The sequence below is a fragment of the Pantoea ananatis PA13 genome (genome assembly GCF_000233595.1).
Classification (GTDB): domain Bacteria; phylum Pseudomonadota; class Gammaproteobacteria; order Enterobacterales; family Enterobacteriaceae; genus Pantoea; species Pantoea ananatis.
Map to the genome: position 1 here is coordinate 121,263 of NC_017554.1, position 14,058 is coordinate 135,320.

Genomic DNA, 14,058 nt, shown 5'->3' on the forward strand with positions numbered 1-14,058 from the left:
TTATGTATCATCTTCGTGTGCCACAAACGGCGGAAGAGCTGGATGTCTATTATCAGTTCCGCTGGGAAATGTTACGAAAGCCGCTGCATCAACCCCAGGGTTCCGAACGGGATGCCTGGGATGCGTTAGCGCATCATCAAATGGTAGTGGATGAGCAGGGTAAACCCGTTGCGGTGGGGCGACTTTACATCAATGCGGATAATGAGGCGGCGATCCGTTTTTTAGCCGTACACCCAACCGTTCAGGGGAAAGGCCTGGGCACGCTGGTGGCGATGACGCTGGAGTCGGTTGCGCGTCAGGAAGGCGTCAAACGTGTGACGTGCAGTGCGCGTGAGGATGCGGTGGCGTTCTTTGCCAAGCTCGGATATGTCAATCAGGGCGAAATTACCGCTCCACAGACCACGCCGGTGCGCCACTTTCTCATGATTAAGCCGGTTGTTACGCTGGATGATATCTTACACCGCGCGGACTGGTGCGGGCAGCTACAGCAGGCCTGGTACGAGCACATCCCCCTGAGTGAAAAAATGGGCGTGCGGATTCTGCAATATACCGGGCAAAAATTTATTACCACCATGCCGGAAACAGGTAATCAAAACCCGCATCATACCTTGTTTGCCGGAAGCCTGTTTTCGCTGGCCACGCTTACCGGCTGGGGGCTGATCTGGCTGCTGCTGCGTGAGCGCCATCTCGGTGGCACCATTATTCTGGCCGATGCGCATATTCGCTATAGCCGTCCGATCACCGGCAGGCCGGGTGCTATTGCCGACCTTGGCTCACTGAGTGGCGATCTCGATCGCCTGGCACGGGGTCGCAAAGCCCGTGTTCAACTGGACGTGCAGCTATTCGGTGATGATGAGTGTGGTGCGGTATTTGAAGCGGTGTACATCGTGTTGCCTGTGGATCCGGACGGGCCGCTCGAAGAGGGCGGCTCAGGGGCGCGCATCAATTAAACGACAGGGCCGCGATTGCGGCCCTGTGTGTTTTACTTCACCTGACCTGCCTGCATGGTCTGCTGCAGTTGCTGGCTGTCTGTATTCACCGACAGCGTAGCGTTAACCGACGGTGCCAGCGGCTGATCGGCCTTCAGGGAGGCATTCAGGCGCAGCTGGAAATTGCTGTCGCCTTCCAGAGGAAGGGCGGGCCAGCCCCAGTTTTGCAAGACATTGACGGGTACGCCGCGACCAGTCAGGTTAAGGCTAACCGGGCGGTCGGTTTGCTGACCTACGGTTGCCGTGCCTTCCAGTAAACCCTTAGCGCTAAACGCGCTGAGTTCCGTCACCCTGATCTGCCGATCGTCAGCCTCCAGCGCAATGGACGGATGGCGTAAATCCGTGCGGTTAAAAGTCGACTCCGCTGCATTCAGGCTCAGTTTCCCTGACCAGATCCCCCATTGATGCTGACGGGCCAACTGCAGATTCTCACCATTGCCATCCAGTGAGGTAAGCTGGAAAGGAAACGCAGGATTGATGTCGATAATCAAATTGCGGTTTGAGGTGAAACGGGTCACGGTAATCCCATCCAGCCAGTCTGGAAGGGGATCCTGCCATAACGCCCGCCAGTTCTGTGGCAGCGTATATTCCAGGCCCGCGACGGCCAGGTTATTCAGTGTTAAGCGTTTGTCGTTACGTGACCAGTTACCGTCAGCCCGGATCACGCCGTTGGCCCAGCGTGAGCTGAACTGGGTCAGGGCAATCCCCTGTGGCGAGAAGTCCATATTGATAATGGGATCGTTGAGCTCGAATTTGCCATTGATAAAGTTGCCTGCGTTCATCGCCAGTGAGCCATCCTGACTCTGCCAGTCCCGGCCTTTCCAACTGATATTTTTCAATGTCAGATCGAGATCGGTTACCGCCCAGTCAGGGCCCTGCAGCCGGGCATCGGTAATATCGACGCGGTTCAGCGTAACCGAGGGCACCTCTTCAAACGGCTTCAGGAAATCGACAAGCGAGCTGGCGGTTTGCAAACGGATATCGTTCAGGCGGAGCTGATTGATCTTCCAGTTTCCCTGCGCATCGCGCTCTCCGTTACCGGTCATCGAGCCCCGGGCTAAATCCGCGCCGATGTTGCTAAACGTCATGCGGCCCTGGGACACGTTGCCCTGAATCAGCACGTTTTCACCTGCCACGCTGTTGAGCGTCATCTTGCCTGCACTCATCTGGAACTGTGCATCTTTACCCAGCACATCGTCGGGCAAGGGCTTCCACGGCAGAATGCCGCCATTCACCTGCAGTGCGGAAAGCGGTAAAACGGAAGCGGGACTGTCGATGCGCATGTTGTTCAGTTGCAGGCGATCGGCCTGCACGGGTAAGGCGCTATTCCTGGCCAGATTGGTCAGGTTAACCTCACCGTCACGGAGCTCTATGCTGGCAAAATGAAAGGGATCGCTGAACTGCATCAGGGCGATGCCAAGATCGACGCGTTTGGCGACCAGCACGGCCGGTTGTCCGTCATGGCCAAAACTGAAGTCATCCAGAATAATGTGTGTAGGTGATGAAAAGTTATGTTCGATTTTGCTCAGCGACAGATGCCATTCCGTTTTGTCGCTCACCCAACGGCTAAACCAGCCCGCGCCCCACTGTGTTTGCAGCAGTACATACAGCACCACTAACGCAAACAGTAGTAGTAACAATAAGGTAAGGAAAAACTTTCCTATAAATTTCATCGTATCCTTCCCGGGTTCAGTCCGCTGAAAGGTTGTTATGCCTGAATTATCGTTATAGCTCAACCGCCTGGATGTAAATCAGCATAAATAGCAGGCAGGCCGCAGCCTGCCTTAAAACGACTTTTCCGGTGGAAAGATGAGATTAAGCACAATCGCTGTGATGCCCCCTGCGGCAATACCGGAAGACAGTAAGGTTTTCAACCAGTCCGGTGCAAACTGCAAAATCAGCGGTTGCTGTGACACGCCAAGTCCTGCGGCCAGTGAGAGGGCGATAATCATGATTGCACGCCGGTTAAGCGGCTCTCTGGAGACAATACGCACGCCGGATGCGGCGATGGTACCAAACATCACGATAGTTGCGCCGCCCAGAACCGGCTCAGGAATATGCTGCACCAGTCCACTCACCGCCGGAAACAGACCCAGCAGGATAAGCATCAGCGCCACAACAAAACCAACATAGCGGCTGGCAACGCCGGTCAGCTGGATAACGCCGTTATTCTGCCCAAAACAGGAGTTAGGAAAGGTATTAAACAGGCCAGAGACAAAGGAGTTCAGGCCGTTAGCGAGCACGCCGCCTTTCAGGCGCTTCATATAGATGGGGCCGCTCACCGGTTGTTCCGATACATCAGAGGTTGCGGTGATATCACCAATCGTTTCCAGTGAGGTCACCATAAACACCAGCATGAGCGGGATGAGCAGATTCCAGTCAAAACCCAGACCGTAATAAAGCGGAGTCGGCAACGCCACGATCGGCTGATCGGCCGGTGTGCTGATGGATGGCAGCATATTCATCGCCCAGGCCAGCAGGTAGCCCACCGCCATTGCAATCACCAGGGAGGCAACGCGGAGATAAGGATTTTTTTGACGGTTCAGAAGGATAATCACAACCAGAACGACGCCGGCCAGCAGCAGGTTTTTCGGTGCGCCGAAACTGTGATCGTTCATGGCGGCAAAGCCGCCGCCGACGGAGGTGAGGCCAACCTGAATAAGCGATAACCCAATGATCATTACGACAATACCGGACACCAGGGGCGTGATGATACGGCGAGCCAGGTGCAGCACCCGTGACAGTACCATTTCCGTGCAGGATGCGACCATCAGCGTTCCAAACAGCGCCGCCATCATCGTGGGCACATCTGCGCCGCCGTTCTTCAGCGCCATCCCACCCATAATCAGCGGTGTGACAAAGTTAAAGCTGGTGCCCTGAATAGACAGCAAACCTGAGCCAACCGGCCCCCACGTTTTAATTTGCAGCACTGAGGCTACGCCAGAGGCAAACAGGGACATGCTGATGATGTGCTGTGTGTCCTGCGCCGGTAAACCCAATGCCTGGCAGATGAGCAGCGCGGGCGTAATCACCGCAACGAACATGGCCAGCAAATGCTGACCGGCTGCAAACAGGGTTTGCGCAAGCGGCGGGCGATCTTCCAGGCGGTAGATCAGTTCACTTTTACTGACGGATGAGGAGGCTGGCTGCTGATTGGTCGACATTGTAACGGTTCCCAAAAAAAGTGAGGCGATTGTAATCTGCAACGGCTCAAAAGCAAACGTTTGCTAACGGTGGCAAAAAAAGTGTCAGGCGTTGCTGTAGCGGCCGGTTTCCGGCAGCCAGCGCTCGATTAGGGCCTGTGCCTGTTCAGGATAGTGCTGGTGGATATGCCGTGCGACGCGTTGAACTTCAGGAATCATGGCCTGATCGCGCAGGAGATCGGCAACCTTAAACTCAGCATTACCGGTCTGGCGCGTTCCCAACAGTTCACCCGGCCCCCGAATCTCCAGATCGTGTTGGGCAATCACAAAGCCGTCGTTGCTGTCGCGTAGCACCTGCAAACGCTTCTGCGCCGTTTTGCTCAGCGGCGCTTTGTACAGCAGCACACAGTGAGAGGCAACCGCACCCCGTCCCACGCGTCCGCGTAGCTGGTGCAGCTGAGCCAGCCCAAGCCGTTCCGGGTTTTCAATAATCATCAGGCTGGCGTTTGGCACGTCCACGCCGACTTCAATTACGGTAGTAGCGATTAACAGCTGGATCTCGTTCGCTTTGAAAGCCTGCATGACTGCCAGCTTTTCCGCCGGTTTCATACGACCATGCACCAGTCCTACCCGCAAATCAGGCAGCGCCACGTTGAGTTCTTCCCATGTGGCTTCTGCCGCCTGGGCTTCCAGCAGGTCCGATTCTTCAATCAACGTACAGACCCAGTAAGCCTGACGGCCCTCGTGACAGGCCTTTTGTACGCGCTCAATAATCTCACTGCGACGGCTGTCCGGAATGGCAACGGTCGTGACCGGCGTCCTGCCTGGCGGCAATTCGTCAATGGTTGATGTATCCAGATCGGCATAGGCGGTCATGGCCAGCGTGCGCGGAATGGGAGTGGCGGTCATGATCAGCTGATGGGGATGAAAACCCTGCTCCTCCCCCTTTTCCCATAGCGCGAGCCGTTGATGAACACCAAACCGGTGTTGCTCATCAATAATCACCAGCGCCAGCCCGTTGAACTTCACCTGCTCCTGAAACAGTGCATGTGTGCCAACGACCATGGCGACACTACCGCTCGCGATGGCATCCTGCTGCGCCTGACGCGCTTTGCCTTTTTGTTTACCTGCCAGCCAGCCGACTTCCAGACCCAGTGGCGCGAGCCATTGACGAAAATTGATTGCATGCTGTTCGGCCAGCAACTCTGTCGGTGCCATCATCGCCACCTGTTTGCCGTGAGCAATAACGTTCAGGGCGGCGAGGGCGGCAACTAACGTTTTTCCTGAGCCGACGTCTCCCTGGACCAATCGCAACATGGGGAAGTCATTGGCCAGGTCTTTCTCAATCTCGGCGACCACGCGTTTTTGGGCAGAAGTGGGCGAAAAAGGCAGAGCGGCCAGTAACTTGTCACTCAATGTATGTCGGGCAGGCATGGGCAGAGCATAATGGCGCTGCGCGCCGGCCCGAACCGCCAACATACTCAGGTTATGCGCCAGCAGTTCTTCCAGAATCAGCCTGCGCTGCGCAGGATGGTGCCCGCTTTCAAGTTCGCTGAGTTTCACATCTGGCGGTGGCCGATGCAGCGTATGTAAGGCCTCGGGCAGGCTGATCAGTCCGCCGCTTAACGCCTGCGGCAACAGCTCCGTAATCGGGCAGTTTTCCAGCAAAGTTAACGCCTGGTCGGTAAGGTTGCGCAGCGTCGCCTGACGAATGCCATCAGTTGTGGGATAAACGGGCGTCAGGGTTTCTTCCAGCGTCACAGTGCTGTGCTCGCCCTGTACACGGTATTCCGGATGAATGATTTCTGCGCCGCGCTGGCCACGTTTTATTTCACCATAGGCAGTGACACGTCTGCCCGGCGCGAGGCTGTTTTTCATCCCGGCATTAAAGTTGAAGAAGCGCATGCTCAGCACGCCGCTGCCGTCACTGATTTGGCACACCATCATGCGCCGGCGGCCAAAAGTAATCTCGGTATGCAGGACATCGCCCTCAACAGTTGCCCAAATGCCCGGTAGCAGGTCATTAATGGCATAAAGTTGGGTACGATCTTCATAACGCAGGGGAAGGTGAAGCAGTAAATCCTGAATGGTATGCAGGCCAATTTTAGCCAGCTTTGCCGCCTGACTGGCGCCGACGCCGGTCAGGGTACTGAGCGGGATGGCATCCAGCAGACGGCCTTTCATTTCTTACTTCTGCCTGTAGATTGCATCGTTGCCCACCAGGTTTCATCGGCTTCTATCTCGCCCTGAGCATTGATATAGGGATACGGCATGCGCTTGTGCTTTGCCACGCGGGCCAGAACGGGATAGCCGCCCTCAAACAGCAGGCGCTGTTGCTCTTCCGGGGCTAAAAGGCTGGCCTGACGTTGATACATACCGGCATTTTGACGCTGGCGCTGCGCTTCATAAAGAATCAGGGCAGATGCAACGGAAACGTTGAGTGACTGAACCATACCGACCATCGGAATAATGATATGACGATCGGCCAACGCCAGAGCTTCATCAGTAATACCGGTTTTTTCCTGCCCCATCAAAATGCAGGTGGGTTTGGTGTAATCAATCTCACGAAAATCCACGGCGTCAGCAGAGAGGTTGGTCGCCAGTATCTGCATGTTTTGCGTTTTAAGATGGCTAATGGCGTCGTTGATTGAGCGATGCGTTACCACGTTCACCCAACTGTTACTGCCGGCCGATGCCGACGCCTGGGTGCGCATGCGCTGGCTGGGCCATACGGCATGGACCTCATGAATCCCCACCGCGTCGGCGGTACGAATGACAGCGGAAACGTTATGAGGCTTATGCACCTGCTCCATGCAGACGGTAAGGTCGTGCTGGCGCAGGGCCAGCATTTCCTGGATACGAGCAAAGCGTTGAGGGTTCATGCACTAGTTACGGTTGCGGTGAACTTTGATCACATCCGGCATCACACGAATCTTACGCATGATATTCGCCAGGTGGACGCGATCGCGTGCGGTCAGACGGATAAAGGCACTGTAAACGCGGCCATCGCGCTCTTCAGTATTCAGACTCTGGATATTGGAACCGGCAGTATTAATGGCTGCCGTGAGATTAGCCAGTGCACCCTGGTGGTTAAACATATCCACCTTGATCTCAGCCACAAACTCCTGTTCGGTGACTTTATCCCACTCTACCGGCATGAATTTTTCTGGCTCTTTTTGGTAGCCGCGAATATTTCGACAGGATTCATGGTGAACAACCAGGCCTTTACCGGGGCTGACGTGAGCGACAATGGGATCGCCAGGAATAGGGCGACAGCATTTCGCAAAGGTAATCAGCACGCCGTCTGCACCTTTGATGGGCAGCTTGCCTTGTTTTTTGTTATTGCTGAGCGTGCTGGTGTCGGTCTGGAGCAGGTTCTTGGCCACGACCACGCTCATTGCATTACCCAGACCGATTTCCGCTAACAGATCGTCCAGTGACGTCAGTTTCATGCGATCAAGCTCATGCTTGATGTTTTCAGCCGGTACTTCCGCCAGTTTACGACTGCCGCCCATTGCATGGCTGAGCAGGCGACGTCCCAGGTTTACCGAGTCTTCGCGCTTGAGGTTTTTCAGTAGCTGACGGATCTTAGCGCGAGCTTTGGAGCTCACCACGAAGTTGAGCCAGGCAGCGTTAGGACGCGCGCCGGGCGCGGTGATGATCTCGATAGTTTGGCCGCTGGTGAGCGTCTGAGACAGCGGATAAGGCTGACGATCAACGCGCGCGCCTACACAAGCATGACCAATATCGGTATGTACCGCGTAGGCGAAATCGACCGGCGTGGAGCCTGTCGGCAGTTCGACGATACGGCCTTCTGGCGTAAAGACGTAGATCTCATCCGGGAAGAGATCGGATTTCACGCTTTCGATGAATTCAAATGAACTGCCGGCGCTCTGTTGCAGTTCAAGCAGGCTTTGCAGCCAACGCTGAGCGCGGATTTGCGCCGTGGTACCGCTTTCGCCTGCCTGCTTATAGGCCCAGTGCGCGGCAACCCCCATTTCAGCCATCTGATCCATATCTTCGGTACGGATTTGCACCTCAACCGGTACGCCATGTGGCCCGATCATCGAGGTATGCAAAGATTGATAGCCGTTAGCTTTGGGGATTGCAATATAGTCTTTTACCCGGCCCGGACGCGGCTTGTACAAGCTGTGCATCTGACCCAGCACGCGATAACAGGTATCTAAATCTTTGACGATAACGCGAAAGGCATAGATATCCATGATCGAGTGAAAACGCTGCTCTTTGAGCGTCATTTTGCGGTAGATAGAGTAAAGGTGCTTTTCGCGCCCACTTACCCGGCAGGGGATACCGGCTTCCTGCAGGCGGCCATCGATTTCAGAGAGGATTTTTTGAATCATCTCTTTACGGTTGCCGCGGGCCGCTTTCACGACCTCTTTAATCACCCGAAAACGATTGGGATAGAGCGCTTCAAAACCGAGCTCTTCCAGTTCTGTTTTTAGGTGATGAATACCCAGGCGGTGCGCCAGTGGACTGTATATTTCCAGCGTTTCGAGCGCGATGCGACGACGTTTATCGGGACGTAACGACCCGAGCGTTCGCATGTTGTGGGTACGGTCAGCCAGCTTGATGAGAATGACACGGATATCCTGCACCATTGCCATAATCATCTTGCGGAAGTTCTCTGCCTGCGCCTCTTTCTTGTCACGGAATTTCAGCTTATCCAGCTTTGAAACGCCTTCAACCAGTTCGGCAACGCTCTTGCCAAACAGCTGTTCCATATCCTGATAGGTGGCTGGCGTGTCTTCAATAACATCGTGCAAAAGCGCGGCCATGAGCGTTTCATGGTCGAGCTTCATTTCTGCCAGAATACAGGCTACTGCAACAGGATGGGTGATGTAAGGCTCGCCGCTGGAGCGTGTCTGTCCCTCGTGGGCATCACGTGACACAAGATAAGCTTGCTTGAGGCGCTTAATCTGGTCCTCAGGCAAGTATTGTTCAATCAGTTGATTGAGACTTTCAAACAGATACAAGGTTGACCTGCAGCTAGCTGTTAACGACGACCTTCAGCGATAGCGGTAACGGCCTGTAACTCAGCGGCTTCCTGCTCTTGCTGCTCCTGACGATCACGCACATCTAAAATCTGATTGGTGACCAAACCTTCTTCGATTTCGCGCAGTGCGATAACGGTAGGTTTATCGTTCTCTTCCGGAACCAGCGGATCTTTTCCGCCTACCTGCATCTGACGTGCACGACGTGCAGCGACCAACACCAGGTCAAAACGATTACCAACTTTTTCTACTGCGTCCTGAACGGTTACGCGTGCCATAGGTGTGCTACTCCACAGATGAAGAAATGACTCGGCATCATACTGAAACTGGGTTCAGACTGCCAACAGTTTGCTGATTAAAGCATCATGGCGCGCTTTCTGACGGGCCATGCGCAGACGTTCTGCGCGAATAATGGTTTTCAGATCCGATAACGCCAGATCAAAATCATCATTCACAATTAAATAGTCGTATTCGGCGTAGTGGCTCATTTCTGCCACGGCCTGTGCCATCCGACGCGCAATGACCTCTTCGCTGTCCTGACCGCGACCACGCAGGCGACGATCCAGCTCTTCTTTCGAAGGCGGCAAGACAAATATGCTGCGCGCTTCTGGCATCTTAGCGCGAATTTGCTGCGCGCCCTGCCAGTCAATATCAAGAAAAACGTCCACGCCGGTCGCCAGGACCTGTTCAATTGCCTTACGCGAGGTGCCGTAATAGTTGTCGAAAACTTTCGCGTGCTCCAGAAAAGCATCTTCCGCGATCATTTTTTCGAACTCATGCTGTTGAACAAAGAAGTAATGTTCACCATGCGCTTCGCCCGGACGCATACCACGGGTGGTATGGGAAACAGACACTTGCGTATCATACAGCGGCTGCGTTTTTAACAGTGCCTGAATCAGACTGGATTTTCCTGCACCACTGGGCGCAGAAACAATATAGAGCGTACCTTGGGCCATGATTTTCTTGAATTGATTAAGTGCGGAGTCGGTTTCCTGCACAGTATACACAGCTTCCCCGCCCCACGCAGCGTTTGCGCCATCCTCAAAGCGAAAAGTTTATGCGACATGCTACGCAGCCCAGTCCGCAGCAGCTGAAAACACAACTCTTTGTTCGCCTAACCCGTTCCAGAACACCGGAACAGGGCTGGCTCAGCCTGATGTTCAGAGATTGAATGGTTCAAAATCAGGAGGTGACGAATGAGAGGGATGTTTATTGTTGGGCTGCTACTGATATTCAGCACGTTTTCTTCCCTTGCGGCTTTGTGCCCCGCCTGGACGTCAGCGCGTGCCGTCAGTGAGATCGCGCATTTGCAACAGCAACTTCGGCAGTGGGATAAGGCGTATTTCCAGCAAGGGCGCTCGCTGGTTAGTGACGCAGACTACGATAGCTTGCAGCAGCGGCTTAACCACTGGCAGCGCTGTTTTACTCAGGCTGCGGATGAATATTTGCCTGCCTTGCCTGAGGACGGTACGCAGTGGCATCCCGTTGCGCACACCGGCGTTAAAAAAGTACGGGATAAACGTGCGCTGGGTTACTGGATGCAGGCACGAAACGATCTTTGGGTACAACCAAAAATCGATGGCGTTGCCGTCTCTCTGATCTATCGACAGGGAAAACTGGTCTCGCTAATCAGCCGCGGCGATGGGTTACACGGCGAGCAGTGGCTGGCGAAAGCCCGTCATATTCCTGCCATTCCATCGGTTATCGACAGTCAGCAAGGCAGCATCGTCCTGCAGGGCGAGCTTTTTTTGAAGATGACCGGTCATCAGCAGGCTGTGGACGGCGGCAGGAATGCCAGAGCCCGTGTGGCAGGGGCAATGATGAGCCAGGCTGACTCGCCGCTGCTGGCACAACTGGGTATTTTTATCTGGAGTTGGCCTGACGGGCCGGCGAGTATGCCTGAACGTCTGGCCCGGTTGAGCTCATGGGGCTTTGACCTCGCCAGCCACTGGACTCAACCCGTTCAGGATGAAGAGGATGCGGCAAGCTGGCGCGAGCGCTGGTTTCACGCGCCCTTGCCTTTTGTTACCGACGGTATTGTTGTGCACCAGGCTGCCCGCCCGGCAGGAAAGTACTGGCAGCCCGGTGAGGGTGAGTGGGCCATCGCCTGGAAATACCAGCCACCGGAGGTGAGCAGTGAGGTACGATCCGTAGATTTCTCAATAGGACGAACGGGAAAGGTGGCGGTCGTACTGAATCTTCAGCCCGTTCAGCTTGATGACAAAACCGTCAGGCGTGTCAACATAGGGTCGTTAAAACGCTGGCGAGAGCAGGATGTCATCGCGGGAGATCAGGTGACGGTTAGCCTGGCAGGACAGGGAATTCCCCGGCTGGAGCGCGTTATCTGGCGCGTGGCGCAGCGTGATTACCCTGAGCCACCGGGTTCTGAGCACTTCACTCATCTGAGTTGTTATACGTTAACGCCGGATTGCCATCGCCAGTTACTGGCTCGCCTGAGCTGGCTGAGTCAAAAGTTCGTGCTGAATATTCCCGGCGTTCAGCGCAGCACCTGGCAGCGACTACTGGATACCGGTTGTATTACGCACCTGTTTTCCTGGCTGACGATTACGCCAGAACAGATTACCGCTGCAGCAGGCATCTCCTCTGAAAGAGCACAGCAAATCTGGCATAGGTTCGAATTGACCCGCCAGCAACCTTTGCGTCGCTGGGTTAACGCATTGGGCATCGCGTTGCCCCAAAAGGCACTTCGCGCCCTGGCCGATAAAGAGTGGGAACCCTTGCTTGCTCGTGATGTGCAAACCTGGCAAGCGCTGCCCGGCGTGGGCGCAAGGCGTGCTGAACGCATTGCCGCACAATTTCAGGATGCCGGGCTGCGGAAGTTGATTACCTTTTTGCAGCAGCAGGGCATCCCGGCATCATCAGTGTTCAGGGTGGGGATAATTGAAGATGGGCAAGCCGAGTCGAAACCGCAGTGCCAGCAGGCGGGCAAAGAAACCGAAAAGTAAGGTGATGATGATCACCAGCTCATGTGCCAGAGGCGTTTTCAGTAGCAGGATGTACATCCAGCCAGAAGCGAAAGCGATACCGGCGTAAAGCTCTTTTTGAAAAACCAGCGGGATACGATTACAAAACATATCACGCAAAACCCCACCAAATACGCCGGTGATGACGGCACTTATCGCGGCAATGATCATGGCATGACCTGAATCCAGCGCAACCTGAGCGCCAATGATGGAGAACACCACCAGACCCAGCGCATCCAGAACCAGAAATACCTTGCGCAGATGTGTCATCAACGGCGCGGCAAAGGTGGTCACCACGGCAGCCGCGGCGACGATCATGATGTACTCAGGATGCTTTACCCAACCCAGTGGATAATGGCCAAGCAGAATATCGCGTACTGAACCCCCGCCTATCGCGGTCACAGAAGCAATAATGATCACGCCAAACAGGTCCATTTTACGACGGCCGGCGGCAAGTGCACCCGTCATCGCTTCAGCGGTGATACCAATGATATAGAGAACAGTAAGTAACATAGCAGGCTCCAGGAAGACGGCGGCAAGGCTACGCCACTGAAGAGCACGGCGCGACTGAGATTTTCTGTTAGTGACGTTAAAAGTATTAGTAAAAATTATCCCGTTCGGGATAAGGCATTAATAATCAATAAGGTGCATGGGGGAAGACACCAGTAGAGATGAAATTTTTTATTGGTTTTAATTCAGACACGCCAGGGGGCGCTGACGCATTGCCCTGATCTTGCACTCTGCCATGACATTATGTTGGTCTAAACAGGGAAAGGAAACAACGCAAGAAAGCCATGCAGGGTGAATGGCAGCCCGCATGCAGAAGCCGGTGAAAAGCAGGACAGAATCCGCAGGAATAACCAATAACGGAAAGGGCTGTGTGTTCTCAAAAAAACGTGCTGACTGGCAGCACGTGAAGCCCTTTTTTCAGATGCCTGAAGTCCAAATACCTTCTTATCGCGGTACGTTCCTGATACAAACCTGGAAAAAGGTTTTCAGATTAAATTGATACTCGGGTTGAAACCAGACCCGGCCATAACAGCAGTAAGTCAGCATCCTTACTGAAATCATTGCCAGATAGCCCCATAACGCGCATAACACTGAAGGCGTGCTCCACACAGTCAGCAGAGTAATGATCAGTCCAACGAATACGGATGATATTTCACAAAAAGCGATATCGGAATACTGCTTTTCGCGCTGCAAGATCGCGCGGTAATGTTGACCCTGAGGGATGATAATAAAGATGACCGCTGCCATCTCCAGCATCATGGTAATCTCTGGCTGGTTAAAAAGATGATCGGCAACAATGCCGGAAATAAAAAGCGCAGAAAAAATGATGAGGCCCATTAACACATTCCCCCAATATATGACGGACAATGTATTGTCGGAGAGGGGTGAATAGCGAATCACTTTGTTTGAAAAGCCGCGATCCGCCAGTGTATCTATGACTAAAAGGCCGGCAATCACGACAGCCAGAAAATTGAATGCTTCTGCCTGCAGGATTTTACCCAGCAGGGAAAGTTGCAACACGCCAATGCTTAAGATTTTTATTGATGAAAGAAAGGGCCATTTAGCGTCAATAATATTTATTTTACGTATAGCCATGGTTTTTTCCATCGTGTAAATAATTATAGTGGTAAGCGGAGATGAAATCCTGGCTTAGCGTTTGGTCTGTTTATACAGGTTATATTAACGGTCAAGCTGATGCTGTCGCGAACGGATCTATAGTGCGCATATTTCCCCTGGTGATGCTGAATCCCTGTTGTTGTTTTAATTATCCAGACGTCATTCATAATTATAACATTCATGATGCCATAATGAACATTACTGAACGCCTTTATTATATCGTTATATAAGTATTGCTGTGTGTAGGTGATTTATAGCGCTTTTTATTAGAAATAACATCATAAGGAAAATCTGATATACGATT

Annotated in this window: 11 protein-coding genes; 2 read left to right on the forward strand and 9 right to left on the reverse strand. The window is 53.7% G+C overall.

Translation table 11 applies throughout. The annotated features are described in order from the left end of the window. Window positions 1-2: 2 nt before the first annotated feature. Window positions 3-950 carry a fatty acid biosynthesis protein FabY gene (gene fabY / locus PAGR_RS00545; protein WP_026020958.1) on the forward strand — a complete coding sequence of 316 codons (948 nt, stop codon included), beginning with the start codon at window positions 3-5 and terminating at the stop codon, window positions 948-950. A 32-nt stretch (window positions 951-982) separates the two neighbouring features. Here fabY and PAGR_RS00550 read toward each other — a convergent pair whose 3' ends face one another. From PAGR_RS00550 to gmk, 7 genes are all read right to left on the reverse strand, one after another. Further along, window positions 983-2,662, reverse strand: a complete 1,680-nt coding sequence (locus PAGR_RS00550; protein WP_014604732.1) for an AsmA family protein — start codon at window positions 2,660-2,662, stop codon at window positions 983-985. A gap of 111 nt (window positions 2,663-2,773) precedes the next feature. Continuing rightward, window positions 2,774-4,153: a nucleobase:cation symporter-2 family protein gene (locus PAGR_RS00555; protein ID WP_014604733.1), complete on the reverse strand. Its 1,380-nt coding sequence runs from the start codon at window positions 4,151-4,153 to the stop codon at window positions 2,774-2,776. A gap of 84 nt (window positions 4,154-4,237) precedes the next feature. Further along, window positions 4,238-6,316 (reverse strand): ATP-dependent DNA helicase RecG, encoded by a 2,079-nt coding sequence (gene recG, locus PAGR_RS00560; protein WP_014604734.1) that lies wholly within the window; start codon window positions 6,314-6,316, stop codon window positions 4,238-4,240. Then, window positions 6,313-7,014: a tRNA (guanosine(18)-2'-O)-methyltransferase TrmH gene (gene trmH / locus PAGR_RS00565; RefSeq protein WP_014332997.1), complete on the reverse strand. Its 702-nt coding sequence runs from the start codon at window positions 7,012-7,014 to the stop codon at window positions 6,313-6,315. The genes recG and trmH overlap by 4 nt, the downstream gene beginning before the upstream one ends. A 3-nt stretch (window positions 7,015-7,017) precedes the next feature. Beyond that, on the reverse strand, window positions 7,018-9,126 hold the full coding sequence (gene spoT / locus PAGR_RS00570; RefSeq protein ID WP_013027771.1) for a bifunctional GTP diphosphokinase/guanosine-3',5'-bis pyrophosphate 3'-pyrophosphohydrolase: 2,109 nt from the start codon (window positions 9,124-9,126) through the stop codon (window positions 7,018-7,020). Window positions 9,127-9,146: 20 nt separating this feature from the next. Beyond that, window positions 9,147-9,422 carry a DNA-directed RNA polymerase subunit omega gene (gene rpoZ / locus PAGR_RS00575; protein ID WP_003851346.1) on the reverse strand — a complete coding sequence of 92 codons (276 nt, stop codon included), beginning with the start codon at window positions 9,420-9,422 and terminating at the stop codon, window positions 9,147-9,149. Window positions 9,423-9,476: 54 nt separating this feature from the next. After that, on the reverse strand, window positions 9,477-10,100 hold the full coding sequence (gene gmk / locus PAGR_RS00580) for a guanylate kinase (protein WP_014332998.1): 624 nt from the start codon (window positions 10,098-10,100) through the stop codon (window positions 9,477-9,479). Window positions 10,101-10,340: 240 nt separating this feature from the next. On the opposite strand from gmk, the gene ligB reads away from it, so the two are divergent. Beyond that, window positions 10,341-12,110: an NAD-dependent DNA ligase LigB gene (ligB, locus tag PAGR_RS00585; protein ID WP_014604735.1), complete on the forward strand. Its 1,770-nt coding sequence runs from the start codon at window positions 10,341-10,343 to the stop codon at window positions 12,108-12,110. Here the strand turns inward: ligB and PAGR_RS00590 are convergent. Continuing rightward, window positions 12,024-12,641 (reverse strand): trimeric intracellular cation channel family protein, encoded by a 618-nt coding sequence (locus tag PAGR_RS00590; RefSeq protein ID WP_013027768.1) that lies wholly within the window; start codon window positions 12,639-12,641, stop codon window positions 12,024-12,026. The genes ligB and PAGR_RS00590 overlap by 87 nt on opposite strands. Window positions 12,642-13,082: 441 nt before the next feature. Beyond that, entirely contained in the window at window positions 13,083-13,745 is a 663-nt protein-coding gene (locus PAGR_RS00595; protein ID WP_044042239.1) for an oligosaccharide flippase family protein, read from the reverse strand. Window positions 13,746-14,058: the final 313 nt, after the last annotated feature.